Origin of the sequence: Pseudonocardia sp. TRM90224, assembly GCF_021245725.1 — a bacterium.
Lineage (GTDB): Bacteria > Actinomycetota > Actinomycetes > Mycobacteriales > Pseudonocardiaceae > Pseudonocardia.
Window position 1 is genome coordinate 97,077 of record NZ_JAJGSX010000003.1, and the last position, 25,054, is coordinate 122,130.

Consider the following 25,054-nt stretch of genomic DNA (forward strand, 5'->3'; position numbering starts at 1 on the left):
CGGACGGTACCCGTGCTACCTGTTGGGCCGCAGCGTCCACACCACTGTCAGACGGGTGGTCTCGCGGTCGTCGGCGTCGGTGATCCGCACCGAGACGGTGAACTCCGGCCGCTCGCCCGCGTCGAGCTCGGCGATCACCTCTCCGGCCGGACGGCCCATCTCGGCCACCGCGGTGAGCGGGCCCTTCGCCAGCCGGGTGTAGTGGATCTCCGACCGGACCACCAGCGGGGTGGCGCGGTCCATCACCCCGCTGAACGCGGCGAGCCCGACCGCCCCCGACGCGGTCTCGCCCAACCCGAAGATCATCGCGGCGTGCGGGCCGGCGACGTGGTTGTGCAGGTCGGCGTTGTCGGGGAGGTGCACCACGGCACGCTCCGGCGTCGTCTCGTCGAAGGTGATCCCGACCGTCTTGACCCATGGCACCGTCTGCGCCATCGCTGCGCCGACCCAGCTCGTGTCCGTCACCGGACCGACGTTACTCACGAGTAGCCTCGACGACAACACTCGCACCTCTCGCCCGATTCGTCCCTTTTATCGCTCCGTGGAATAGGGGCGGTTGTGGCTCGATGGCCCTCGTCCTGAAATCGGAAGCGACATCGACGTCGCAGGAGGTGGGCCGGTGAGAGCCGTCCGCGTACACGCGTACCACGACGATCCGAAGATCGACGACATCCCCGAACCGAAGCTCGCGGGGCCGCTCGACGTGATCGTCAAGATCGGCGGGGCGGGGGTCTGCCGGACCGATCTGCACATTCTGGAAGGCCAATGGGCCGAGGCGATGGGTCCTGAGCTGCCCTACGTCATCGGCCACGAGAACGCGGGTTGGGTGCACGAGATCGGGGAGGGCGTCACCAACGTCGCCGTCGGCGACACGGTGATCCTGCACCCGCAGCCGAGCTGCGGGCTCTGCCTCGCCTGCCGCTCGGGCCGCGACATGCAATGCGAGAACGCCTTCTTCCCGGGACTCTCGAACAACGACGGCGGCATGGCCGAGTACCTGCGCACGACGGCCCGGGCGTGCGTGAAGCTCAATCCCGACACCAACCCGGCCGACGTCGCCGCGCTCGCCGATGCGGGCATCACGGCGTACCACGCGGTCCGCAAGGCCGTGCCGAACCTCTACCCGGGCACCGCCGCCGTCGTGCAGGGCGCGGGCGGGCTCGGCCACATCGGCATCCAGTGCCTCGCGGCGCTGACCGCCACGAAGATCATCGTCGTCGACCGGAACCCCGACGCGCTCGCTCTCGCCAAGCAGATCGGCGCCGACGAGACCGTGCTCGCCGACGGCACCCACATCGACGCCGTGAAGGAACTCACCAACGGCGCGGGCGCCAACGTCGTCTTCGACTTCGTCGCGGAGCAGGGCGCCGAGAACGACGCATGGCAGATGACGGCGCCGGCCGGATCCCAGTTCATCATCGGCTACGGCGGTGAGCTGCGCATTCCCACCCTCGATTTCGTGGGCGGCGAGAAGAACGTCATCGGCAACATCGTGGGCACCTACAACGACCTCGCAGAGCTCATGGTGCTCGCCCAGGCCGGCAAGGTCACCTTGCACACGAAGCAGTACCCGCTCGATGCGGCGCTCGATGCGCTCCACGATCTCGACGCCGGTCGGGTACGCGGCCGCGCAATTCTGGTTCCCTGACGCGAGAGGCCCCACCACATGTACGAGAAAGATGGCGAGAAGTACTTCATCGTCGACTCACACAGCCACTTCTGGGACGCGAGCCGGGAGAACTGGAAGCCGGGCGCGGAGCAGTTCGCGAAGGGCTGGATCGACTGCTTCTACGGCTACCACCAGCTCGGCCCGCCGGAGACCCACTGGGACTACGAGCACTACCTGAAGGTCTCTCCCGAGGACTTCGAGAAGGACATGTTCCAGGAGGGCCACGTCGACTACGCGATCTTCCAGTCGACGTACCTCAAGGAGTGGTACACCACCGGCTTCAACACCGCCGACCAGAACGCGCAGCTGCTGGAGAAGTGGGGCGACCGGCTCATCGTCAACGGGCGGTTCGACCCGCGCGAGGGCGACGAGGGGCTCAAGCAGCTCGAAGCCGACTGCGCGAAGTACCACCACAAGGGCGTGAAGCTCTACACCGCGGAATGGAACGGCGACTCCCGCGGCTACAAGCTGACCGATCCGGAGGCATACCGGTTCCTGCAGGCGGCGCAGGACCTCGGGATCAAGAACATCCACGTGCACAAGGGCCCGACGATCTGGCCGTTGGACAAGGACGCGTTCGACGTCGCCGACGTCGATCATGCCGCGACCGACTTCCAGGGCCTCAACTTCATCGTCGAGCACGTCGGGCTGCCGCGCATCGAGGACTTCTGCTTCATGGCGGTGCAGGAGCCCAACGTCTACGCCGGGCTCTCCGTCGTGATCGGCGGCCTGATGCACGCCAGGCCGAAGTTCTTCGCGAAGGTCATCGGCGAGCTGATGTTCTGGGTCGGCGAGGACAAGATGCTCTTCGGCGGCGACTACAACATCTGGGTGCCGAAGTGGCAGGTCGAGGGATTCGTCGACTGGCAGATGCCCGACGACGAGGCGTTCACCGATTACGCCAAGCTCACGACCACCACCAAGAAGAAGATCCTCGGGCTGAACGCGGCCAAGCTGTACGACATCCCCGTGCCGGCCGAGCTGCAGCTGCCGACCACGGCCGACGAGTCGATGCAGCCCGGCGAGGAGCTGGTGGACAACACGGCTGGTGCGCAGGCGTGAACCTGCGCGCCCGCGTGTGGGACGCGTTGACGACGGTGCTCGATCCCGAGCTGGACGAGCCGATCACGGATCTCGACTTCGTCGAGTCGTGCACCGTCGCCGACGACGGCGTGGCCACGGTCGTGCTGCGGCTGCCGACGTTCTTCTGCGCGCCGAACTTCTCGTTCCTGATGGTCGCCGACGCCTACGACGCGGTGTCCGCGCTCGACGGCGTGACCAGGGCCGACGTCAGCCTGGCCGACCACCACGCCGCCGCCGAGATCAACGGTGGGGTCGCGGCGCAGGCCGGGTTCGTCGGGACCTTCGGCGATGAGGCCGTCGCCGAGCTGGACGAGCTGCGTGCGCAGTTCTTCCGCAAGGCGGCGCTCGCCGGGCAGGACCGGGTGGCCCGACCGCTGGTCGACGCCGGCATCGGGCCCGAGGAGCTCGCGGGCATGTCGCTCGGCGAGCTGCTCGACACCCCGGAGCTGGCCAGGATGCGCAAGCGCCGGGCGGCCCTCGGCCTCCCGCACGGCGACGACGCCCCGTTGCTGATCGACGGCGACGGGCGGCGGATCACGTCGGAACAGGTGCCACTGCACCTGCGGCGGGCCCGCCTGCAACGGATCGGGATCGAGACGAACGGGGAGTACTGCAAGAGCCTTCTGCAGACCCGCTACCCGGCAGGAGCCGCGGCCGGGCGCGGGTAGGGGGAGGTCAGGAAAGTCCAGCCGCAGACACGTGTTGAACGAACGGCACTTTCGTCCAAACCTATTGGACGAACGTGCCGTTCGTTCAGGCCTCCCGGCCCGGCGACTGCGGCAGGCAGGAACACGACGCCCCTCGGGCGGGCGGGCCGGGAGGGGTGCCGGGAAAGTGGCTTTCCCGGCGTGTGAGGCCGGGAATGTGGCTTTCCCGGCAATATGTGCGACCCGCACCCATCCCGCGTAGCGACTCGGGTGCACGGCCAGGGCTGGCTGGGATGTGCCAGGAAAGTGGCTTTCCTGTCCTCTGGCGCCAGGAAAGTGGCTTTCCTGGCAACGTAGGTGTGTCCCGCACCCATCCCGCCTTCGCGGGACCATCTTGCGTGAAGGTGGCTTTGCTGACCTCACGGCCGGCCACGCGCGACCAGTACGCGGAAGAGGTTCGCCAGCTGGTACGCCCCTGCCGGCGTGCGGTTGCCTTCCAGCCGCGTCAGCACGGCGTTGCGGACGGCCTTCGCGCCGGCGGCCGCCACCGCGCGCCGGCCGATGCCCGACGCCAGCGCGTCGGCGAGCAGCGCGTCCGCGTCGGGGTAGGTGAACGGGCACGGCACCTCGTCGATCGTGGCGTCCACGAGGCCGGCCAGCCCGGCCAGCTTGACCAGGCGGGCCGGCTCGGTCACCGGTGGTGGGCCGCCTGCCGAGCGCGCGGGCGGCACCCACGGCGCCAGTGCCTCCCCGAACGCGCGCACGTCGGACTCCGATTCGCGCCCCCACACCGTCGCGACCACGAGCCCGCCGACCGCGGCGGCCCGACGCAGCACGAGGACCGGGTTCGTCACGTGCGCGAGCAGCTGCACCGCCGTGACGACCTCGAACGGACCGGGCGGTGGGTCGTGCGCGTCGCCGACCCGGAACGTCGCCGACGGCACGAGCTCGGCGGCCGCCGCGACGGCGGAGCGGTCGACGTCGATCCCGGTGACGACAGCGCCGCTCGCGACCGCGGCCGCGGCGAAGGCGCCCGAGCCGCAGCCGAGGTCGAGCACGGTCGTCCCCGATCCGATGCCCGCGCGGTCGAGCACGGCGTCGTAGAGCGCGGCGCCGCCCTCCATCTCAGCCCCAGACGTCCTGCGCGACCTCGACGATCAGGCGGAGCTTCGCGAACTGCTGCTCGCGGGTCAGCTCGTTGCCGTCGACGGTCGAGGAGAAGCCGCACTGCGGCGAGAGGCACAGCTGGTCGAGCGGCACGTAGCGCGCCGCCTCGTCGATCCGCCGCTTGAGCGCGTCGGCGCTCTCCAGCTCGCCGCGTTTGGTCGTGACCAGCCCGAGCACAACCTTCTTGCCCTCCGGCACGAACCGCAGCGGCGCGAACCCGCCGGAGCGCTCGTCGTCGAACTCGCAGAAGAACCCGTCGACGGCCAGCTCGCCGAACAACGCCTCCGCGACGAAGTCGTACCCGCCCTCCGCGGCCCACGACGAACGGAAGTTGCCGCGGCACATGTGCGTCGTCACACGCATGTCAGCCGGCCGGTCCGCGATGGCGGCGTTGATCTGTCGGATGTAGCGCAGGTGCTGGTGCTCGGCGTCGTCGCCCTTCGCCGTCAGCTCGGCGCGCTGCGCGGGGTCGTTCAGGTAGGCCAGCGAGGTGTCGTCGAGCTGCAGGTAGCGGCAGCCGATGTCGTACATCGCGCGCACCTGGTCGGCGTACGCGGCGGAGAGGTCGCTCCAGAACTGCTCGATGTCCGGGTAGACGGAACGATCGACGGCGGCCGTCCCGCCGCGGTAGTGGACCATGCTCGGCGACGGGATCGTCAGCTTGGGCAGCGCGGTGGTCGCCTTGCCCGCGAGGAACCGGAAGTGGTCGGCGAAGATCGGCTCGGCCAGCCGGACCCGCTCGGCGATCGCAAGACCCGCCGAGGTGAACTCGCCCTCGCCGGCCGCGTTGCGCATCTTCACGCGGATCTGCTCGTCGGTCTTCCTGATGCCGCCGAGCTGGTAGATGAAGTCCATGTGCCACGACGTGCGGCGGAACTCGCCGTCCGTCACCGACTGCAGCCCGACCTCCTCCTGCGCCGCGACGACGTCGGTGATGGCGGCGTCCTCCGCGGCCCGCAGCCCCTCGGCGTCGAGTTCGCCCGCGGCGTGGCGGGCCCGGGCGTCGAGCAACTCCGGCGGGCGGAGCAGGCTGCCGACGTGGTCGGCCCGGAACGGAGCGTCGTTGCTCTGCATACCGGCCACGGTAGCGCTGTGTGAAGCTGGACGCCGTGGATCACGGAGTAGTGACGTTCCTGACCGACTACGGCATCGAGCCGCTGACGCTCGCCCGTTCCGTAGAGGAGCACGGGTTCGACGCGCTGTTCCTCACCGAGCACACGCACATCCCGACCAGCCGGAAGTCGCCGTGGCCAGGCGGGGCCGAGCTGCCGCCGCGGTACTCGCACACGTTCGACCCCTTCGTCGCGCTATCCGCGATGGCCGTCGCGACGAAGCGGATCGCGCTGGGCACGGGGGTCTCGCTCGTCGCGCAGCACGACCCGATCTCGCTCGCGAAGACGGTCGCGAGCGTCGACCGGATCTCCGGCGGACGCTTCGAGCTCGGCGTCGGACCGGGCTGGAACAAGGAGGAGATGGCCAACCACGGCGTCGACCCGAAGCGGCCGACCGCGCGCATGCGCGAGCACGTGCTGGCGATGCAGGCGATATGGAGCGCGGACGAGCCGGAGTTCCACGGCACGTACGTGGACTTCGACCCGATCTGGTCGTGGCCGAAACCCACCCGCCGTCCGCCCGTGCTGATCGGTGGCGGCGGGCCGACCGTGCTGGACAGGGTGCTCGAGTACGGCGACGGCTGGATCCCGCTGCGCGTCACGCTCGAGACGCTGCCGGAGTACGCGGAACGCATCGTGGAGCTGCGCAGCCGCGCGGCCGACCTGGGGCGGGGGCCGGTCGACGTCACGATCTACGGCGCCGTCCCGGAGCCCGCGGCGATCGCCGCGTACGAAGAGGCCGGCGTCGACAGGGTGCTCTTCGAGCTCCCGGACCGGCCCGACGCGCTTTCGCTGCTCGACGCCTGGGCAGGGCTGCGTTCTTGAGGCTCACAGCCCGTCGGCCACGGCCCGGACGGCGCGTTCCAGCTCCCACCGCCGCGCGGTGAAGTCGGCGTGGGTCACCGACACCCCGAGCGCGCCGGTGACCTCGCCGTCCGTGCCGTGCACGGGTGCGGCGACGCCGGCGCGACCGGGGAGGAACTCCTCGACCTCGACGGCGGCGCCGTCGGAGCGCACCCGCATGAGCTCGCGGTCGAGCGCCCTGCGGTCGGGCACGGTGTGCGGGGCGAGCTTCGGCAGCCCGCTGCGGGAGAGCACGTCGACGAGCCGGCCGGGGCGCAGGCCGGCGAGCATGACCTTGCCGGCCGCGGTGGCGTGCGGCGCGGTGGGCTCGCCGACGCGCAGCACGCCGGGGCACGGGTGCTCGGCGCAGTCGTCGACGTGCGCGACGACGACCTCCTCGTCGCGGAAGACGGTGAGGTAGCAGCCGGCGCCGATGCTCGTGTGCAGCTGCCGGAGCGCCGCCACCACCTCGTCGGACGGGCGGACCTGCGCGGTGAGGCTGCGGTGCAGCTCGCCGACGCGGTAGCCGAGCCCGTAGCCGCGCACGCCTTGCAGCCGCACGAGGTAGCCCTCGTCGACGAGCGTGCCGAGCGCGCGGTAGACCGTGGGGAGCGGGCAGCCGAGCCGCCGGGCGATCGCCTTGGCGGTCACGCCGTCCCCTGCGGCCGCGACCGCCTCGATCACCCGCAAGGCTCTGGTGATCGAGGAACCGGACGTACGCTCCGGTGCCACGGCTCCAGTGTTGGGTACGCGGGGACGTGACGCAGCTGACCGATCGGACGGGAAAGTGGTGCAAACGATGGACGACGCGCAACTGCACAAGCGGATCGACGAGCTGGTCGCCGAGGAGCACCACCTGGAGCGCGGCCACGCGGGCCGCGGGTTGACCGAGGACGAGCAGCGCAGGCTCGGCGATCTGAGCGTCCAGCTGGACCGGTACTGGGATCTGCTGCGCCAGCGCGACGCGCGACGCAGGGCCGGCCAGGACCCGGACGCCGCGCAGGAACGGGCCGCGAACGTGGTGGAGGGCTACCAGCAGTAGGCGGTGCTGGCAGCATCGGTGTCGTGCAGGTGACGCCGGTGCGGCCCGAGGTGCTCGTCGAGCTGGTCGCGGAGCTGGTCGCGGGCCGGGCGGGGCGGGTGCGGGCGGTGGTGGACGGCCCGGACGAGGCCGGTACCGCCGAGTTGGGCGCCGGTGTGGCCGGGCGGCTGCGCGAGCTGGGCCGGGCGACGGTGCTGGTGTCGGCGTGGGACTACCTACGGCCGGCTTCGGTCCGGCTGGAGTTCGGCCGCGAGGACCCCGACGAGCTGCTCGACGGCTGGCTGGACGCGGGCGCGTTGCGCAGGGAGGTGCTCGATCCGGCCGGCGTCGACGGTTCGGGTCGGGTGCTGCCGCGGCTGTGGGATGCGTCGGTGGACAGAGCGTTCCGCGATACGAACTACGTGTCACTACCACCCGACGGCGTGGTCTTGATCACCGGATCGATGTTGCTCGGCCGGGGTCTGCCACTCGATGTGGCGGTGCACCTACGGATGGGTGAGGCTGCAATGCGGCGCAGCTTCCCTGCCGATCGGCGCTGGATGTTGCCTGCTTTTGCCCGCTACGCGGCCGAACGGGACCCGAAGGCCATGCCGATCTGGTCGTCCTTGCCGATCATCCGAACCGACCTGCCGTCCGCCGCTGACACGGGCGGGCGATTGCCCCTACCGGTACCTTGGCTCCAGACCACATCGGCCGGCACCAAGATCGGGGGAAGCCAAGCGAGCAGCAGCCCGGGGATCGATCCAGGACCCCACCTACCTGCGAACCCGCACCCACCAGCATCATGATCGACATCAGGCCAGGCTCTGAGGCAACCCTCACCAGCAAGGCCCGACAAGATCCTCAAGGCAGCACAGCGAGCCTGAAGGAAACGATGCGAGCGGAGCGAGCGACAGACCCGTGAGGGACGAGTGAAGCAAGCCCTCAAGGCAAAGCGAGCGCAGCGGACGAGCAAGGCAAGCAAGCCACACGGCAAGCCGAACAGGGCCAGCAACGCAAGCCGACCAAGGCGAAGCGAAGCGAGCCCCACAGGCAACGCGAGCGAAGCGAGCGAGCAACAGGGCAAAGCGAAGCGAGCCCTGGAAGCAATGCGAGCGAAGCGAGCGAGCGGCCCGAGAGGCGAAGCGAGCCGAAGGCGAGCGAGCCAGGGAGGGGGTCCGGGGGGCGAAGCCCCGCCGGGCGGGGTCTGGGGGTTGCACCCCCAGGAAGGACGGCACGATGACCGCAGCGAAGCGCAAAGCGCGAGCAGGGTTCACCGATTCATCGTGCGCGAGGAGGGAGTTGAACCCTCACGTCCTTACGGACACACGGACCTGAACCGTGCGCGTCTGCCATTCCGCCACTCGCGCTGACGAGAGAAAAAGTAGCACGGCTGGACCGGAGGTTTCACCGGGGTCTACCTCATGGTGACGGTACCGCTCCACGCTGCCAGCTAGCACAGATACGATCGGTACTGCATGCAACACGCCGATGCGAACGGAGGAAGATCGGTTGGGCCGCGTGGGGAGGTTCGAACGCCGTCTGCAAGGGATGGTGGGCGACGCATTCGCGCGGGTCTTCGGTGGCAGCGTGGTTCCGCAAGAGGTGGCCCAAGCACTGCTCAGGGAAGCCGAGGACCACATCGAGGAGCTCGCGGGTGGGCGTTTGCTTGCGCCCAACCGTTATACGGTGCTGCTCAGCCCCTCCGATCTCGAACGCATGGCCGGTGACTGGGGGCAGATCGTCGAGTCGCTCTCCACCTACGTCACCGAACAACTCGCCGACCAGGGATGGGACACCTACGGCGAGGTCGTAGTCTTTCTGGAGCGCTCCGATGCGCTGCACACGGGACAGTTCCGCACCCGCTCGTCCGTGGACCCCGACGCTTCCCGCCGGGACGCCATCCGAGCACGCGACGCAGGAGAAGCACCCATGAGCCAGCAACCGGGCCACCCCGAGGAGAACGGGCAGTACGGATACGACCGTGGTGCCCCCGGCGGATACGGGCAGCAGCAGACGTATGCCCCGCCTGCCTACGACCAGCGCCAAGGGGGGTATGACGAGCAGGCCCAGCAGGGCGGCTACCCGCCTCAGGGCGGCGGGTACGGCGGCCAGCAGGGCGGCGGCTACCCGCCTCAGCAGAGCGGCGGCTACCCGCAGCAGGGCGGCGGCTACGACCAGGGCTACCAGCAGGGTGGCTACGAGCAGGGCGGCTACCAGCAGGGCGGCGGCTACGAGCAGGGCGGCTACCAGCAGGGCGGCTACCAGCAGGGTGGTTACGACCAGGGCGGCGGCTACCAGCAGGGCGGGTACGACCAGGGCGGCGGCTACCAGCAGGGTGGCTACGACCAGGGCTACCAGCAGGGTGGCTACCAGCAGGGCGGCTACCAGCAGGGCGGCTACCAGGGCGTCGCGGCCTCGCTGAGCCTCGACGACGGGTCCGGTCGCACGTACGAGCTCACCCAGGGCAGCCACGTGATCGGTCGTGGGCAGGATTCCGCGTTCCGTCTGCCGGACACCGGTGTGTCGCGCAGGCACCTGGAGATCAGCTGGGACGGGCAGTCCGCCACACTGTCGGACTTGGGTTCCACCAACGGGACCACGGTCAACGGCAACCCGGTGCAGACCTGGCAGCTGAACGACGGCGACGTCATCAGGGTCGGTCACTCGAGTCTGATCTTCCGCACCCAGTAGTCGACCGGACGTCGAGGAGAGAACGGGGTTCGCCGCGAGTGCCGGAGTTGGTACTACAGCTGACCAGGGCGGGCTTCCTGGCCTTGCTCTGGTTGTTCGTGCTGGTCGCTCTGCGGGTGGTGCGCTCCGATCTGTATGCGGCGTCCGGGTTGCGGGCGCTCGTTCCCGGTGGTCGGACCGCTCCGCGCACCAGTAGGGGACGCACGGCCCGCCAGCTGCTCGTGACGCAGGGCGCTCTGGCGGGCACGCGTGTTTCGCTCGACGCCAGGCCGATCTTGATCGGCCGGGCCGACGACTCGACGTTGGTGCTCGACGACGACTACGCATCGACCCGGCATGCGCGGATCTCGCTGCAGGGCGAGGAGTGGTACGTCGAGGATCTCGGGTCGACCAACGGCACGTACCTTGATCGGGCTAAGGTCACCGGACCCACCCGGGTACCCCTGGGGGTTCCTGTCCGCATCGGCAAGACGGTGATCGAGCTCCGATCATGAGGCGCCGTCAGTGCGTCGGGCTTCCGGGCCCGGCGCGAGCGCCTGGTCGGGTCGACCGCTTTGCCCCCGATCGAAATCGCGGAGTCGCACGATGACGCTGGTCCTGCGCTACTCCGCCCGCAGCGACCGCGGGCTCGTCCGGCAGAACAACCAGGACGCGGTGTATGCCGGTCCTCGACTGCTGGCGCTGGCCGACGGTATGGGCGGGCACGCCGCCGGTGAGGTGGCGTCCTCGCTCGTGATCTCGGCGTTGGCCCCGCTGGATGAGGACGATCCCGGTGACGACCTGCTCGCCGAGCTCCGCGACGCGACGATCGAGGGCAACGCCGCGATCACCCGGCACGTCGCGGAGGCGCCCGATCTCGAGGGCATGGGCACGACGCTGACCGCGATCCTGTTCGCGGGGTCCCGGCTCGGGCTGGTGCACATCGGGGATTCGCGCGCCTACCAGCTGCGTGAGGGCATGTTCAGCCAGATCACGAAGGACGACACGTTCGTCCAGTCGTTGATCGACGAGGGGCGGATCACGGAGGAGGAGGCGCACACGCATCCGCAGCGTTCGCTGCTGCTGCGCGCCATCACCGGCCAGGACGTCGACCCTTCGCTGACGATCCGCGAAGCCAGGGCGGGCGACCGCTACCTGCTGTGCTCCGACGGTCTGTCCGGCGTGGTGAGCGACGAAACGCTCGCCGACACGCTCGCGGCCTACCGCGACCCGCGTGAGTGCGCCGACCGCATGATCGAGCTGGCACTGCGCGGCGGTGGGCCCGACAACATCACCTGCATCGTGGCCGATGTCGTCGACATCGACTTCGGTGAGGACGCCCCGATCGTCGGCGGCGCGGTCGGTGACGGCAGCGAGGACACGCCGCCGGATTCGGCGGCGGCGCGCGCGTCCGCCACGACCATGACGCGCACCGCTCCGCAGCGGGTGGTCGCCAGCGCGCCGGCGCCGGTGCGCAAGCGCAGGCCGCTGCGTGTCGCGCTGGTCGTCATCGCGGTGCTCGCGGTGGTCGTCGGGGCAGGTGCGCTCGCCAGGATCTGGGTCATGCAGCAGTACTACGTCGGGGCCGACGGCGAGCAGGTCGCGATCTTCAAGGGCGTGCGGGGCGAGCTGCTCGGGCTGTCGTTGCACGAGGTCCAGGAGCGCACCGACATCCGGCTGAACGACCTCCCGGAGACCGAGCAGAGCTCGGTCCGCGAGGGGATCATCGCCTCGGACGGGCTGCGCGGCGCGCACGGCCTCGTCGTCCGGTTGCGGGCGATGCGGCTCGAGCCCTGCCTGCCTCCGGCGCCGCCCGCGACGACCCCGCCCGCGACGAGCACCCCGCCGACCGCTGGTGCGACGGCCACACCGCCGTCGAACGACCCCGCCGTTCCCGGCGGGGCGGCCGCGCCGACCGCCGATCCCAACGTCACAACGCTCCAGCCCCCGGCGCAGAGGCCAGGCTTGGACTGCCGGCCGGAGAGCTGATGGCGGCGCCCAGCACCGGCCTTCCGCCGAACCCAGCGCAGGCGACGCCTGCACCGTTGCCGACCGGCCGCGGCATCGAGCTGGTGCTATTGGCGTTCGCCGCGGTGCTGGTGACGGGCGCGCTCGCGCTCGTCGAGGCCAACCAGAAGCAGGAGCTGACCACGCAGCTGCTGTTCGTCGGCGCTGCGTTCCTCGCGATCTTCACCGCGGCGCACTTCGCGGTGCGGCGGTTCGCGCCCTATGCGGATCCGCTGATCCTGCCGTGCGTCGCGCTGCTCAACGGCCTCGGTCTCGTGATGATCCATCGGCTCGACCTCGCCAACGCCGACAAGGCGGCGGTGCGCGGTGCGGATCCGGCCGTCGAGCTGATCGGCCGTCAGATCATCTGGACGACGGTCGGGCTCGCGCTGTTCATCGGCGTGCTCGCGCTCGTCAAGGATCACCGCACGCTCGCCCGCTACGGCTACACCGCGGGTTTCGCGGGCATCATCCTGCTCGCTCTGCCGGGGTTGCTGCCGTCGGCGATCTCCGAGGTCAACGGCGCGAAGCTGTGGATCAGGGTCGGTCCGGTCGGCATCCAGCCCGGCGAGTTCGCGAAGATCCTGCTGATCGTGTTCTTCGCCGCGTTCCTGGTGCAGAAGCGTGAGCTGTTCACGACGGCGGGCCGCCGGTTCCTCGGCATGGAGCTGCCGCGTGCCCGCGACCTCGCCCCGCTGCTCGTCGCGTGGGGGCTCTCGGTCGGGGTGCTCGTGCTCGAGCGCGACCTCGGCACGTCGCTGCTGTTCTTCGGCATCGTGCTGGTGCTGCTCTACGTCGCCACCGAGCGCATCTCGTGGATGGTCATCGGCCTGACGTTCTTCATCGGCGGCTGCGTGATCGCCTACCAGCTGTTCAGCCACGTCCGGGTCAGGGTGCAGGGCTGGATCGACCCGTTCGCCGACTTCGAGCGCACCGGCTTCCAGATCGGGCAGGCGCTCTTCGGGCTCGGCACCGGCGGGGTGGGCGGCACCGGCCTCGGCGCGGGGCGGCCCGACCTCGTGCCGTTCGCCGAGAGCGACTTCATGCTGTCCTCGCTCGGCGAGGAGCTCGGCCTGATCGGCCTCGCGGCCGTCCTCATCGTCTACCTGGTGCTGATCACCCGCGGCCTGCGCAGCGCGCTCGCCGTGCGCGACAGCTTCGGCAAGCTGCTGGCGACGGGCTTCGCGTTCACGCTGGCCCTGCAGGTGTTCATCGTCATCGGCGGCGCGTCGAAGCTGATCCCGCTCACCGGGCTGACGCTGCCGTTCCTGTCGTACGGCGGCTCGTCGCTCGTCGCGAACTACGCGCTGGTCGCGATGCTCCTGCGGGTGTCGAACGCGGCGAGGGCGCCGCTGCCGCGCCGGCCGGTCGCGCAGGTGCCGATCGCCGAGGCCGGCACCGAGCTCGTGGAGCGACCGAAGTGAACACCCCGGTCCGCCGCGTGGCGATCGCCGTGATGGCGATGATCCTGTTGCTCCTGGCCAACCTGACGTACGTGCAGGTCGTCAAGGCGAGCGACTACCGCAACGACCCGCGCAACAAGCGTGTGCTGCTCGCGGAGTACGCGCGCAAGCGCGGCCAGATCAGCGCGGCCGGCCAGATGCTCGCCGCGAGCACGGAGACCGGCGGGCGGCTGCGCTACCAGCGCAACTACCCCGACGGGCCGGTGTTCGCGCCGGTCACCGGCTACTACTCGGTGAACCACGGCGCGACCGGGATCGAGCGGGCCGCCGACGAGATCCTCAACGGCAGCGACGACCGGCTGTTCGGGCGCAGGCTCTCCGACCTCATCACGGGCCGCGACCCCAGCGGCGGCAACGTCGTGCTGACGATCGACCCCGACATGCAGAAAGCGGCGTACGACCAGCTGTCGAGCCGCAACTACACCGGTGCCGTCGTCGCGCTGAGGCCGCAGACCGGGGAGATCCTCGCGATGGCGTCGACGCCGTCGTACGACCCGAATCCGCTGGCCACCCACAGCGCCGCGGAGGAGAACGAGGCCTTCGCGCAGGTCAACGCCGAAGAGCCGTCGGTGCTGACCAACCGGGCGATCTCGGAGATCTACCCGCCCGGCTCCACGTTCAAGCTGATCGATGTCGCGGCGGCCCTCAGCAGCGGGAAGTACACCCCTGACAGCCAGCTCACCGCCATCGCGAACCTGAAACTCGCCAACGGCCGCACCGACCTGGAGAACTACAACGGCAACTCGTGCGGGACCAGCGCCACCGCGTCGCTGCGCGATGCGCTGCAGCGCTCCTGCAACACGGCGTTCGCCCAGCTCGCCGCCGAGCTCGGCGAGCAGGCGATCCGCGACCAGGCGGCGGCGTTCGGCATCGGGACGACCGACCTCTCGATCCCGATGAACGTCGCGACCTCGACGATCGGCGACATCGAGGACACCACGGCGCTGCAGCAGTCCAGCATCGGGCAGCGCGATGTCGCGCTCACCCCGCTGCAGAACGCGATGATCGTCGCGGCGATCGCCAACGGTGGGACCGTCATGAAGCCGTACCTGATCAAGTCGATCCAGAGCCAGGAGCTGGAGACCGTCGAGACGACGAACCCGGACCGCGTCGGCCGGGCCATCGACGCCGGTGTTGCGCGCACGATGACCGAGCTGATGGTCAACAACGAGAACTCGTACCGCGGTGCCGGCAAGCTCAGCGATGTGCAGATCGCCGCGAAGACCGGTACGGCGGAGCACGGCGCCAACCCGAAGGCCACGCCGCCGCACGTCTGGTACGTGGCCTTCGCACCGGCGGACAACCCACAGATCGCGGTGGCGGTCGTCGTCGAGTCCGGCGGCGACCGCTCCGACCTCGCGGCGACCGGCGGTGCGGTGGCCGCTCCGATCGGGCGAGCCGTGATCGCTGCAGGCCTCGGTAAGGCGGACCGCTGACATGAACGTCCTCGCTGCCGGCCAGTCGATAGCCGATCGCTACCAGCTCGACCGACGAATCGCCGTCGGCGGGATGGGCGAGGTGTGGGAGGCCGTCGACACCCGTCTCGGCCGCAGCGTCGCGGTAAAGGTGCTGCGCCCTGAGCTCTCGGACGACCCCGAGTTCCTGCACCGCTTCCGCATCGAGGCGCGCACCGTCGCGTCGCTGGACAACCCCGGGATCGCGGCCGTGCACGACTACGGCGAGGACGAGGGATCGTCCGGCCGAGCCACCGCCTACCTGGTGATGGAGCTGGTCCGCGGCGACCCGCTCTCGACATTGATCTCCCGCGGGCCGATCGACACCGACGAGACGATGCGGATCGTCGAGGACGCCGCGTGGGCGCTGCAGGCAGCGCACGAGCGCGGTTTCGTGCACCGCGACGTCAAGCCGGGCAACATCCTGATCCGCACCGACGGTGTTGTGAAGCTCACCGACTTCGGCATCGCCAAGGCCGCCGACGCCGTGCCCGTCACCCGCTCCGGCATGGTGATGGGCACCGCCCACTACATCGCGCCCGAGCAGGCGAGCGGCGGTGAGGCAGGGCCGGCCGGCGACGTGTACTCGCTCGGAATCGTCGGCTACGAGTGCCTCGCCGGGCACCGCCCGTTCCGCGCCGAGAGCGCGGTCGCGGTCGCGATGATGCAGGTCAGGGACGAGCCGCCGCCGCTGCCGACCAGCATCCCGAGCTGGGCGCGCGAGATCATCGAGGCGACGCTCGTCAAGGACCCCACCCTGCGGTACGCGACGGGTGGCGAGTTCGCGGCAGCCGTTGCCGCCGTCCGGCGCGGGGAACCGCTCCCGCCGCCGGGCGCCAACGCCGGCGCGACGTACACGCCGGCCCGGGCCCGCCCGGCGATCACCGTCAAGAAGCCGAAGCCGGTGGTCGAGGAGCCGGAACCGGAACCGGAGCGCCAGCAGGCGCCCCCGCCCGCACCCACGCCGACCCCGAAGCCGTCGACCCGGCCGGGCCCCGGACCCGGACCGGCGCCGCAGGGTCCGCCGAGGCAGCCGCCGCCGCGCACCCCGCACCGTGCGAACCGTCCGCAGCCGACCGGCTCCGGGCGGGTGCAGCCGCCGCCGTCGGGCCAGGTCACGCAGGTGAACCCGGGCGCGCAGCGCCAGCAGCGCCAAGCTCCGCCACGAACGGGGCAGGGGCCGCGCCAGAGCCCGCCGTCACAAGCGCAGCGTCAGCAGTCGTCGGCGAGCCACTCGGCCCACCGCGCGCGGCAGATCTCGCTCTCGACGCAGCCGCTGCGACTTCGGCCGAGGAGCAAGGCACCGCGAATCCTGCTGGTCATCTTGTTCGTTCTGCTTACTGTGGCGGCGATGATCCTCGGCTGGTTCGTGCTCAGGGGAGGTCTGCCGAGCATCCCCGGCATCACCGCACTCGGTGTCACCGATCAGCCGAACCGGACATCTCTGAGCATTACGGAGGGTAGTCTGGCGAGCCGGGAGGACCTTCTCGTCGGCTGGGCGGCACCGCAGGCGCCCGGATCCGCCGGCTCGGCCTGGTTCGTCCGGTGAGCCCGTCCGACCAGCGGCCCGGCGCTCAGGTGCTCGGGGCGACCACCCAAGTGGGCTCGTGGCCCGGCATTATGGACCCAACACTCGAACCTCCCAGGAATCGGCAGCGATGACCACCCCCCGACTGTTGTCCGAGCGCTATGAGCTGGGCGAAGTGCTCGGCTACGGCGGCATGTCCGAGGTGCATCGCGGGCTCGACACGCGGCTTGGCCGGGATGTCGCTGTCAAGGTGCTGCGAGCGGACCTTGCCCGCGACCCCCAGTTCCAGATGCGGTTCCGGCGCGAGGCCCAGAACGCCGCGGCGCTGAACCACCCCGCGATCGTGGCCGTCTACGACACCGGTGAGGTGCAGAGCGACTTCGGTCCGCTGCCCTACATCGTGATGGAGTACGTCGACGGGCAGACCCTCCGGGAGATCGTCAAGAGCACCGGCCCGATGACCCAGCAGAAGGTCATCGAGGTGATGGCCGACGTCTGCGCGGCGCTCGACTTCAGCCACCGCCACCAGATCATCCACCGCGACGTCAAGCCGGCCAACATCATGATCAACCGCGCCGGCGCGGTCAAGGTCATGGACTTCGGCATCGCCCGTGCGCTCGGCGAGGGCCAGAACGTCACCCAGACCGCCGCCGTCATCGGCACCGCCCAGTACCTCTCACCGGAACAGGCCCGCGGCGAGCCCGTCGACGCCCGGTCGGACGTTTACGCCGCCGGTTGCGTGCTCTTCGAGCTGCTCACCGGCGAGCCCCCGTTCACCGGCGACACCCCGGTCGCCGTCGCCTACCAGCACGTCAGGGAAGAGCCGCGGCGCCCGTCCGACGTCAACCCGAGCATTCCCACTTCGCTCGACTCGGTGGTGCTCAAGGCGCTGTCGAAGAACCCGGCCAACCGCTACCAGTCGTCCGGCGAGATGCGCTCCGACCTCGTTCGCGTCCGCAGCGGGCAGAGCCCGATGGCGCCCGCGGTGATGAGCGAGGACGAGCGCACCGCGATGCTGCACCCGGCCACCGGGCAGACGCGGCGGATGAACGGCGGTCGGCACAACACCCCGCAGCCCGCCGCCGAGTACGACGAGTACTACGACGAAGAGCCGCCGCGGCGCACCGGGCGGCTGATCGCGATCATCGCCGGTGTTGCGGTGGCGCTCGGCCTCATCGGCTTCGTCGCCGTCCAGATCTTCGGTGGCGGGCCGGCGACGAAGCAGGTCCCGGTACCGCCGCTGGCGAACCTGACCGTCGAGCAGGCGCGGGCGCAGATCAACGCGCTCGGCTTCCGCTACGACCAGCGTGACGCCGATTCCGACATGAACCAGAAGGGGAAGGTGGTCGGCTCCGAGCCGGCAGCCGGCGCCAACGTCCCGGAGGGGTCGACCGTCACGGTGCTCGTCGGCACCGGCCCGAAGACCGGAACCGTGCCGGCCCTGGCCGGCAAGACCGTCCAGGAGGCCGAGGCGGCACTGAAGGACCGCGGGCTCGAGCTCGGCCAGCAGATACCGACCGACACCGAGGACCCGACGAAGGTCAACCGGATCATCGGCTCCACGCCCGCGTCCGGCGAAGAGGTCGACGGCGGCACCAAGGTCAACGTCCAGGTCGGCCGGCTGGCCGACGGCGAGCAGATCCCGAACCTCAAGGGCCAGGACGAGAACGACGCCAGGGAACGGCTGCAGGACCTGGGGTTCGAGGTCGACACCCGGCGGGTCGCATCGAGCCAGGAGGAGGGCAAGGTCGAGGGCACGAACCCGGCGGCCGGCACCTCGCTGGCGAAGGGCGAGACGGTCACCCTGCTGCTCTCCGACGGCAGCGGCGGGAGCGGCAGCGGCGGCTCGGTGCCGACCGTCGCGGGCATCGGCCTGACGGAGAGCCAGGCCAGGAGCCAGCTCCAGCAGGCCGGCTTCACCAACATCAGGACGACCCGCCAGAACGTCAGCAGCCAGGACGACGACGGCAAGGTGGTCGCGCAGACCCCGGAGGGTGGCAGCACGGCCAACCCCGGCCAGCAGATCACGCTGACCGTGGGCCGGGCGTCCGGCGGCAGCAACATCTTCCCCAGTAACTGACGTGCCCGACGACGCCGCCGTGCAGCAGACTCGGGCCATGCGCGTGCTCGTGATCGACAACTACGACAGCTTCGTGTTCAACCTGGTGCAGTACCTCGCCCAGCTCGGCGCCGAGTGCACGGTGCGACGCAACGACGAGGTCGACCTCGACGAGCTCGCCGACGTCGACGGCGTGCTGGTCAGCCCCGGTCCCGGGACGCCCGAGCGGGCCGGGATCAGCATCGAGGCGGTCCGTCGGGCCGCCGAGCGGGAGATGCCACTGCTCGGGGTGTGCCTGGGCCACCAGGCGATCGGGGTGGCGTGGGGCGGTGTCGTGGAACGCGCGCCCGAGCTGCTGCACGGCAAGACGTCGCTGGTGCACCACGACGGCACCGACATCCTCGCCGGCCTGCCGGAGCCGTTCGTCGCCACCCGCTACCACTCGCTGTCGATCCGGCCCGACACCGTGCCCGCCGAGCTGGAAGTCACCGGCCGCACCGAGAGCGGCGTCATCATGGCGCTGCGCCACCGCGAGCTGCCGATCCACGGCGTCCAGTTCCACCCGGAGTCGGTGCTGACCCAGGGCGGCCACCGGATGCTCGCGAACTGGATGGCGATGGCCGGCCATCCCGCGGCCGAGGCGACGGTCGCTGAGCTCACCGTCGAGATGGCTGAGGTCAGCGCGCGCGCCTGACGATGTCGGGTTCCACGCCCCAGTGCGGTGGCCACGAACGTCATCCGGGTCGCTCGCGCGCCCAGACGACGCCTCGCGGCGTTGCCGCCCTTGCAAAGACGCCCGGTCTGAGCTGCGGGCGGCGCCTTGCGAGGCGCCGCCTGGATCACGCGATCAACCCGGCAACGTCCGTGGCCACCGCACTCGCGCTACCGTGTGGGGAAGTTGCGCCAGTGTCGACCGGGCACTGGCCGGTACACGGTGACGCGAGGTCCAGATGCCCAAGTCGAAGGTCCGCAAGAAGACGGTCTACACACCGCCGTCGAGCGATCGCACGACCACGCCGGTCAAGCTCGCGGGCCCCACGCACCCGGTCTACATCGCGGTGATGCTGGGCATGATGCTGATCGGGCTCGCCTGGCTCGTTGTGAACTACCTCGCGGGCAACTCGATCCCGTTCATGGCAACGCTCGGTCCGTGGAACTTCCTCATCGGATTCTCACTCATCGTAATCGGGCTTCTGATGACCATGAGATGGCGCTGACCAGCGGAAATACATGATTGTAAGTAGTCCCCAGTGTGGATGGCTGCTGTGGACAAGTTACGTTGAGTGATCATGGCTGACGGTGTTCGCGAGTGGAGCCCCTCGCCTGGCCTGGTCGTATGCGCCTGGCTCGGCGCGGCGATCGCCGCGGTCGGTTGCACCGCGTTGCTGCTCTCCGGCGCCGATCCCGCCGGGCAACTGCTCTCCGGCATCGCCACGATCGGGTTGCTGGTGGCAGCCGCCTTCGGCAGCCGGGCGCGGCCGCGGCTACGCGCTGACGCCGACGGTGTGACCATCGGGGGGATGTGGCGGTCGCGGCACCATCCCTGGCCGCTCGTGCGGGATGTGCGGGTGCTGCGCATCAGGCGTTGGGGACGGATGAGCTCGCTCCTGGAGGTCGACGCCGTCACGGCGGGCGGCGACGAGCGGCTCGCCGTCTTCGGCAGGCTCGATCTCGCGGCCGACCCGGAGGACGTCATGCCGGAGCTGCTCGCGTTGCGTCCTTGAGTGGAAGCGGCACTCACCCGTCCGCAGCAGCGTGATGACCCATTGTCGGACACGTGTCGCCCTGGTGAGGGGTCGTGCCGGCCGGCACGCGCGCCTACCATCGAAGGTCCGCGAACGAAGGGAGTCAGATGACGAGGACGCCGATGAGAGGCACCGACGGCTGCTCCACTGGATGCGGCTGCGGCACGCCAGACTGACCACCCGTACCGACGAGAACGGCGGGGCACCCGGATCCGGGTGCCCCGCCGTCGTCGTTCCGCTGTGCGCCTAGAACAGCTGAGCCGCCGCGATCGCGATCAGCGCCAGGATCACCACGACGATCCCGACGAGCGCGCCGACCTGCACGACACCGCGGTTGCGCGGCGGCGCGAACACGAGCGCGGCCGTCACGGCAGCGCCGGTGACGAGCCCGCCGGCGTGGCCCGCGATCGAGATGTTCGGCACGACGAAGCTGATCGCCACGTTCACGCCGATCACCACGAGCGCCTGCGAGAGCGGCAGCCGCATCCGGCGCAGCACCACGACCAGGCCGCCCATCAGGCCGAACACCGCACCGGACGCGCCGGCGACGGGCTGCAGCGCTCCGCTGAACAGCATGACGGCGGCCGAGCCGCCCAGCAGCGAGATCACGTACAGCGCGAGGAACCGGCCGCGGCCGAGCACCAGCTCCACGTCGCGCCCGAGCATCCACAGCGCCAGCATGTTGGCCAGCAGGTGGATGGGGCCGATGTGCAGGAACCCACTGGTGACGAGCCGCCACCAGTCGCCGTAGGCGACGAGCGTCGGCACCAGTGCCGTCTCCTGGAACACGGCGGAGCGCCAGTTGTCCTGGATCGAACCGGCCTGCACCACGGTCCAGACGAACACCGCGACGTTGATCGCGATGAGCGTCGGGACGACGACCGGCCGGCTACCGGGCTCCGCACCGGCGACCGTGGTGCCCCGCCTGCCCTGCCGCGCCGTCCGGCCGACGCAGTCGACGCACTGGAATCCGACGGATGCCTCGCGGAGGCACTCCGGGCAGGCCGGCCGGCCGCACCTGGTGCAGGACAGGCCGGTCGCCCGGTCGGGGTGCCGGGCGCAGACCTGCTGGGCGCCGGCCGACGGTGGTGGAACGGGTTGGCTCACGGCACTCGTACCAGTCGCTGATGGGTGTCAGTCGCTGATGTCGATCTGCTCGATCACGACGGGGGTGAGCGGCCGGTCGTTGTGGTCGGTCGCCGTGGTCGCGATCGCGTCGATGACGGCGCGCGACTCGGCGTCGGCCACCTCACCGAAGATCGTGTGCTTGCGGTTGAGGTGCGGGGTGGGGCCGACGGTCACGAAGAACTGCGAGCCGTTGGTGCCCGGCCCCGCGTTGGCCATGGCCAGCAGGTAGGGGCGGTTGAACTGCAGCTCGGGGTGGAACTCGTCGGCGAACTGGTAGCCGGGGCCGCCGCGGCCGGTGCCGGTCGGGTCCCCGCCCTGGATCATGAAGCCGTTGATCACGCGGTGGAACACCGAGCCGTTGTAGAACGGGCCCGAGTTGCCGCCGCCGGCGTTGGCGGTGGTGTAGGGCTTGTCGCCGCGGGCCAGCCCGACGAAGTTCGCCACCGTCTTGGGTGCGTGGTCCGGGAACAGGTTGATCCTGATCTCGCCGAGGCTCGTACGCAGCGTTGCGGTGTGCTTGCTTGGTTCGGTCACTCCCCCATCGTGCCAGCCCGCGTGCCGGCGCTTCAGTTCAGTACACCGCTCAGGAACGCGGTGACCTCCCGCTCGTACGCCTCGGGGTCGAGGTTCCAGGCCGCGGTGTGCTCGATCCCGGGCACTTCGACGTAGCGCATCGGCCACCGAAGCGCGGGGGCGGCGGCCGCCAGTGCGCGGCTGGGCGCGACCGGGACCGCGGTGTCGTCGGTGGTGTGGATGAGCAGCGTCGGCGGGCGCACCGCCGGTGGGCTGCGGATCAGGTCGAACCGATCGAAGTCGATCTTGATGCGGCGGCTGGTGATGGACGTGGCCAGCGGCGTCAGCCCTGGTGGCAGCCGCCGGTTGCGGGCCTGCTGGCGCAGTGTCGCGCGCCAATCGACGAGCGGCGCGTCCCACACGACAGCGGCCACGGCGTCGGCCTCGGCGGAGCGGTCGAGGAACGCGGCGGTCACGGCGCCGCCCATCGACCAGGCGAACAGGACGACGCGGGCCGCGCCGTTGGCGCGGGCGAAGCGGACAGCGGCCTCGACGTCGGCCCACTCGGTGTCGCCGAGGTGGTAGCGGCCGTCGGGGCTCGGCGGCGCGTCCTCGTCGTTGCGGTAGGTGATGGCAAGTACCGAGAGGTCCAACCCACTGAGCGCGGGCAGGACCCGCAGCGCCTCCCGTCGCGAGCCACCGCGGCCGTGCACCATCACCACCCAGGTGTCGCCGCCGGGTACGTGCCAGGCGGGGCAGGGTCCGAGCTCCGTCTTCACCTCGACGTCGGCAAAAGGCAGCCCGCGGGCGGCTGGATCGGGGTCGTACGGCCCGGTGTCCAGCACAGTCGCCGTGCCCACCGGTGGAAGGTCGCCGCCGACCCGCTCGCGGACCACCCTCTTGCGGTCGGTCTCGAGGATCCGGCCCATCACGGCGAGCCCCTCGGGCCAGCGCAGGCCCCACAGCCCCGGCTGGGCCGCGAGCCGGCTGCGCTTGAGCGTGATCGTCGATCCGTCGACCGCGAGCACCCGCTCGGGGAAGACCGGCTGCTGCGTGGTGTCGAGCAGAACGGACGAGTAGAACCAGCCGATACCGACCGCGGCGGCCGGGAACCCGAGGCCGAGCCCGATACTGGCGCCGGCTCCGATTCGCCTCAACATCACCATTCCCGAAATGATGCGGCACCGTTCGCGTTCATTGCCAGTCGACCCCCACAGTCAAGCACCGCAACGTCATCCTTGCTGGTGAAAACGCCTCCACCTGCGTAATCGTCACCACTGAAACGGGTGAACCCGAGGTGTTAGTTCCCTTCTCGACACATCCCCGAGACCTACCGGTCGTTGGCTCTTCAGATCAGCACGCTGTACCCGTCCGAAGGGAATCCCCTCACAATGAGCAGCCACGCAAGCCGCCGCATCCGGATCATCGCGGTGGTGATCGGTGCCGCCGTCGCAGTCGGCGCCGGCATCGCAGCGCCCGCTCTTGCCGCTCCCGCGCTCCCCGCCGCACCGGTTCCCGCTCCGATCGACGGCCTCGGTGTTCTTCCCGACCTCGACGCTCCCGGCATCGGCACCATGCCCGAGCTGGGCACGCCGGAGGGTCTGACCCAGCTCCCCGACGCCGCCGGTGCACTGACCGACGGGAACCTGGTCAAGGCCGACAACACCACGGTCACCACCGCCGGCGACGAGCTCCCCGCGGCCGACGCCGACTCGATCCGCGACACCGGTCAGGAAGCAGGCAAGAGCCTGCAGCAGACCGCCGAGGACATGGGCGTTCCGCCCCTGGACTCGGGAAGCCTCATCGGCGGACTCCCCGCAGTCCCCGGCGCACCCCTCGCGCCGCAGAACTGATTCCGCCGGGCGAACGACGGCCCGCCACCGCGATCTCCCCGAAGGTCGCCGGTGGCGGGCCGTTCTGCTGTACCTGCCCTGCATTACCTGGGACGTCATCGACCTGACGACCTGCCTGCCACAGAGTTCGTCGTGTCACCACGACGGACCGATCGCAGGAGGAAACGATGACCGCAGTCCCGTTCTCACTCGCCCGCATCGCCTCGACCGCCGACGGGGGCCGGTTCCTCCGGCTCGCGCTGCGGCTCGACGCCGCGGGCTCCGGAGCGCTCGGCCTCGGTGGTCTCGTCGGGGCGACCGCGCTGGCGCCCCTGCTCGGCACGACTTCCACCGCCATGATGGCAACCGGCGGGTTCCTGGTGGTCTACGCGCTGGCGCTGGTCGTCATCGCCGGCCGGCCGGCGATCTCCCGGCCGGCCGCGTGGACCGTCGTCGTCGGCAACAGCGTCTGGGTGCTCGCCAGCATCGTGACCGCCATGGGCGGTCCGCTCACGGCGATCGGCGTGGCGGTTGTGCTCGCGCAGGCCGCCGCCGTGCTCGTCTTCATCGACATGGAGTGGCTCGGCCTGCGCCGGATGGCGGCCTGAACTGCGGCTAGGCGCTCCTAGAGTGCGAGCTTGAGGCCCCGATGCGAGTCGACGAACCCCAGCCGCTCGTAGAAGCGGTGCGCGTCGACGCGGGACCGGTCGGTCGTGAGCTGCGCCATCACGCACCCGCGTAGGCGCAGCTCCTCGACCGCCCACTGCAGGAACGGCGTGCCGACACCGCGGCCGCGGTGCTCCGAGTGCACGCGGACCGCCTCGATCTGGCCGCGCAACGCACCACCGCGGGAGAGCCCGGCGATCACCGTCAGCTGGAGCGTGCCGACGACACGCCCGTCCGGGTCGGTCGTCAGACAGGCCAGGAGCTGGTTCGGGTCGGCGTCGATGCGCTCGAACGCCGATCCGTACGCCGCGCTCGGCGCGTGCTCCCGGGCTGCCCCCAGCGGATCGTCGGCGAGCATCGCGACCAGCTCGGCGAGGTCGTCCCGCCGAGCCCGGCGCACGACGTAACGCACGTCCCCGACCGTGAAGCCACCGTGGGTCATGC

26 protein-coding genes and 1 tRNA gene are annotated in these 25,054 nt (G+C 70.5%); 18 read left to right on the top strand and 9 right to left on the bottom strand.

The features are described 5' to 3' along the window. Nucleotides 1–15 precede the first annotated feature (15 nt). Nucleotides 16–465: a DUF4442 domain-containing protein gene (locus LL648_RS04640; RefSeq protein ID WP_232661145.1), complete on the bottom strand. Its 450-nt coding sequence runs from the start codon at nucleotides 463–465 to the stop codon at nucleotides 16–18. Between the two features lie 154 nt (nucleotides 466–619). Between LL648_RS04640 and LL648_RS04645 the strand changes: the two genes are divergently transcribed. Genes LL648_RS04645 through LL648_RS04655 form a run of 3 tightly spaced genes read left to right on the top strand, consistent with a single transcriptional unit; the run spans nucleotide 620 to nucleotide 3,420 of the window. Beyond that, a complete protein-coding gene (locus LL648_RS04645) occupies nucleotides 620–1,648 on the top strand; it encodes an NAD(P)-dependent alcohol dehydrogenase (RefSeq protein ID WP_232661146.1) in 1,029 nt (342 codons plus the stop codon). 18 nt (nucleotides 1,649–1,666) lie between these two features. Next, a complete protein-coding gene (locus tag LL648_RS04650; protein WP_232661147.1) occupies nucleotides 1,667–2,731 on the top strand; it encodes an amidohydrolase family protein in 1,065 nt (354 codons plus the stop codon). After that, on the top strand, nucleotides 2,728–3,420 hold the full coding sequence (locus tag LL648_RS04655; protein ID WP_232661148.1) for a metal-sulfur cluster assembly factor: 693 nt from the start codon (nucleotides 2,728–2,730) through the stop codon (nucleotides 3,418–3,420). Before LL648_RS04650 ends, LL648_RS04655 begins: the two co-directional genes overlap by 4 nt. 398 nt (nucleotides 3,421–3,818) lie before the next feature. On the opposite strand, the gene LL648_RS04660 is transcribed toward LL648_RS04655, so the two are convergent. After that, entirely contained in the window at nucleotides 3,819–4,523 is a 705-nt protein-coding gene (locus tag LL648_RS04660; protein WP_232661149.1) for a class I SAM-dependent methyltransferase, read from the bottom strand. A gap of 1 nt (nucleotide 4,524) precedes the next feature. After that, entirely contained in the window at nucleotides 4,525–5,640 is a 1,116-nt protein-coding gene (locus tag LL648_RS04665; RefSeq protein WP_232661150.1) for a 5-methyltetrahydropteroyltriglutamate--homocysteine S-methyltransferase, read from the bottom strand. Between the two features lie 35 nt (nucleotides 5,641–5,675). Between LL648_RS04665 and LL648_RS04670 the strand changes: the two genes are divergently transcribed. Continuing rightward, a complete protein-coding gene (locus LL648_RS04670; protein WP_232661151.1) occupies nucleotides 5,676–6,503 on the top strand; it encodes an LLM class F420-dependent oxidoreductase in 828 nt (275 codons plus the stop codon). A 3-nt stretch (nucleotides 6,504–6,506) separates the two neighbouring features. On the opposite strand, the gene LL648_RS04675 is transcribed toward LL648_RS04670, so the two are convergent. Further along, complete coding sequence (locus tag LL648_RS04675; protein WP_232661152.1) at nucleotides 6,507–7,253, bottom strand: IclR family transcriptional regulator; 747 nt, start codon at nucleotides 7,251–7,253, stop codon at nucleotides 6,507–6,509. 67 nt (nucleotides 7,254–7,320) lie between these two features. On the opposite strand from LL648_RS04675, the gene LL648_RS04680 reads away from it, so the two are divergent. Together LL648_RS04680 and LL648_RS04685 are read left to right on the top strand one after the other, a co-directional pair. Beyond that, a complete protein-coding gene (locus tag LL648_RS04680) occupies nucleotides 7,321–7,563 on the top strand; it encodes a DUF2630 family protein (protein WP_232661153.1) in 243 nt (80 codons plus the stop codon). A 23-nt stretch (nucleotides 7,564–7,586) separates the two neighbouring features. Further along, complete coding sequence (locus tag LL648_RS04685) at nucleotides 7,587–8,351, top strand: uridine kinase (RefSeq protein WP_232661154.1); 765 nt, start codon at nucleotides 7,587–7,589, stop codon at nucleotides 8,349–8,351. Nucleotides 8,352–8,829: 478 nt separating this feature from the next. Here LL648_RS04685 and LL648_RS04690 read toward each other — a convergent pair. Then, nucleotides 8,830–8,912: transfer RNA gene (locus tag LL648_RS04690), tRNA-Leu, on the bottom strand. Between the two features lie 142 nt (nucleotides 8,913–9,054). Here LL648_RS04690 and LL648_RS04695 point away from each other — a divergent pair. The 10 genes from LL648_RS04695 to LL648_RS04740 all read left to right on the top strand — a co-directional run bounded on the left by LL648_RS04695 (nucleotide 9,055) and on the right by LL648_RS04740 (nucleotide 20,450). Continuing rightward, nucleotides 9,055–10,236 carry a DUF3662 and FHA domain-containing protein gene (locus LL648_RS04695; protein WP_305080773.1) on the top strand — a complete coding sequence of 394 codons (1,182 nt, stop codon included), beginning with the start codon at nucleotides 9,055–9,057 and terminating at the stop codon, nucleotides 10,234–10,236. A 38-nt stretch (nucleotides 10,237–10,274) separates the two neighbouring features. Then, complete coding sequence (locus tag LL648_RS04700) at nucleotides 10,275–10,730, top strand: FHA domain-containing protein FhaB/FipA (protein WP_232661156.1); 456 nt, start codon at nucleotides 10,275–10,277, stop codon at nucleotides 10,728–10,730. 91 nt (nucleotides 10,731–10,821) lie between these two features. After that, nucleotides 10,822–12,204 (top strand): PP2C family protein-serine/threonine phosphatase, encoded by a 1,383-nt coding sequence (locus LL648_RS04705; protein ID WP_232661157.1) that lies wholly within the window; start codon nucleotides 10,822–10,824, stop codon nucleotides 12,202–12,204. Further along, complete coding sequence (locus tag LL648_RS04710; RefSeq protein WP_232661158.1) at nucleotides 12,204–13,646, top strand: FtsW/RodA/SpoVE family cell cycle protein; 1,443 nt, start codon at nucleotides 12,204–12,206, stop codon at nucleotides 13,644–13,646. The genes LL648_RS04705 and LL648_RS04710 overlap by 1 nt, the downstream gene beginning before the upstream one ends. Further along, the gene (locus LL648_RS04715) at nucleotides 13,643–15,121 is read left to right on the top strand and encodes a peptidoglycan D,D-transpeptidase FtsI family protein (RefSeq protein ID WP_232661159.1); all 1,479 of its coding nucleotides are present in this window, start codon (nucleotides 13,643–13,645) and stop codon (nucleotides 15,119–15,121) included. The genes LL648_RS04710 and LL648_RS04715 overlap by 4 nt, the downstream gene beginning before the upstream one ends. Before the next feature lies 1 nt (nucleotide 15,122). Then, the gene (locus LL648_RS04720) at nucleotides 15,123–16,688 is read left to right on the top strand and encodes a serine/threonine-protein kinase (RefSeq protein WP_232661160.1); all 1,566 of its coding nucleotides are present in this window, start codon (nucleotides 15,123–15,125) and stop codon (nucleotides 16,686–16,688) included. Between the two features lie 109 nt (nucleotides 16,689–16,797). Then, nucleotides 16,798–18,747, top strand: coding sequence for a Stk1 family PASTA domain-containing Ser/Thr kinase (gene pknB / locus LL648_RS04725; RefSeq protein ID WP_232661161.1), 1,950 nt, complete (start codon nucleotides 16,798–16,800; stop codon nucleotides 18,745–18,747). A 37-nt stretch (nucleotides 18,748–18,784) separates the two neighbouring features. Then, nucleotides 18,785–19,420 carry an aminodeoxychorismate/anthranilate synthase component II gene (locus tag LL648_RS04730; protein ID WP_232661162.1) on the top strand — a complete coding sequence of 212 codons (636 nt, stop codon included), beginning with the start codon at nucleotides 18,785–18,787 and terminating at the stop codon, nucleotides 19,418–19,420. A 256-nt stretch (nucleotides 19,421–19,676) separates the two neighbouring features. Next, entirely contained in the window at nucleotides 19,677–19,943 is a 267-nt protein-coding gene (gene crgA / locus LL648_RS04735; RefSeq protein ID WP_232661163.1) for a cell division protein CrgA, read from the top strand. Between the two features lie 72 nt (nucleotides 19,944–20,015). Further along, nucleotides 20,016–20,450, top strand: coding sequence for a PH domain-containing protein (locus LL648_RS04740; RefSeq protein ID WP_232661164.1), 435 nt, complete (start codon nucleotides 20,016–20,018; stop codon nucleotides 20,448–20,450). 267 nt (nucleotides 20,451–20,717) lie between these two features. On the opposite strand, the gene LL648_RS45000 is transcribed toward LL648_RS04740, so the two are convergent. From LL648_RS45000 to LL648_RS04755, 3 genes are read right to left on the bottom strand one after another with little or no spacing between them, the layout of a single operon-like run. Then, on the bottom strand, nucleotides 20,718–21,578 hold the full coding sequence (locus tag LL648_RS45000; protein WP_232661165.1) for a rhomboid family intramembrane serine protease: 861 nt from the start codon (nucleotides 21,576–21,578) through the stop codon (nucleotides 20,718–20,720). 27 nt (nucleotides 21,579–21,605) lie between these two features. Beyond that, nucleotides 21,606–22,133, bottom strand: coding sequence for a peptidylprolyl isomerase (locus LL648_RS04750; protein WP_232661166.1), 528 nt, complete (start codon nucleotides 22,131–22,133; stop codon nucleotides 21,606–21,608). A gap of 32 nt (nucleotides 22,134–22,165) precedes the next feature. After that, nucleotides 22,166–23,278 (bottom strand): alpha/beta hydrolase family protein, encoded by a 1,113-nt coding sequence (locus LL648_RS04755; RefSeq protein ID WP_232661167.1) that lies wholly within the window; start codon nucleotides 23,276–23,278, stop codon nucleotides 22,166–22,168. Nucleotides 23,279–23,503: 225 nt separating this feature from the next. Between LL648_RS04755 and LL648_RS04760 the strand changes: the two genes are divergently transcribed. Together LL648_RS04760 and LL648_RS04765 are read left to right on the top strand one after the other, a co-directional pair. Beyond that, entirely contained in the window at nucleotides 23,504–23,965 is a 462-nt protein-coding gene (locus LL648_RS04760) for a hypothetical protein (protein WP_232661168.1), read from the top strand. Between the two features lie 167 nt (nucleotides 23,966–24,132). Next, on the top strand, nucleotides 24,133–24,552 hold the full coding sequence (locus LL648_RS04765) for a hypothetical protein (RefSeq protein WP_232661169.1): 420 nt from the start codon (nucleotides 24,133–24,135) through the stop codon (nucleotides 24,550–24,552). Between the two features lie 17 nt (nucleotides 24,553–24,569). On the opposite strand, the gene LL648_RS04770 is transcribed toward LL648_RS04765, so the two are convergent. After that, nucleotides 24,570–25,052 (bottom strand): GNAT family N-acetyltransferase, encoded by a 483-nt coding sequence (locus LL648_RS04770; protein ID WP_232661170.1) that lies wholly within the window; start codon nucleotides 25,050–25,052, stop codon nucleotides 24,570–24,572. Nucleotides 25,053–25,054 lie beyond the last annotated feature (2 nt).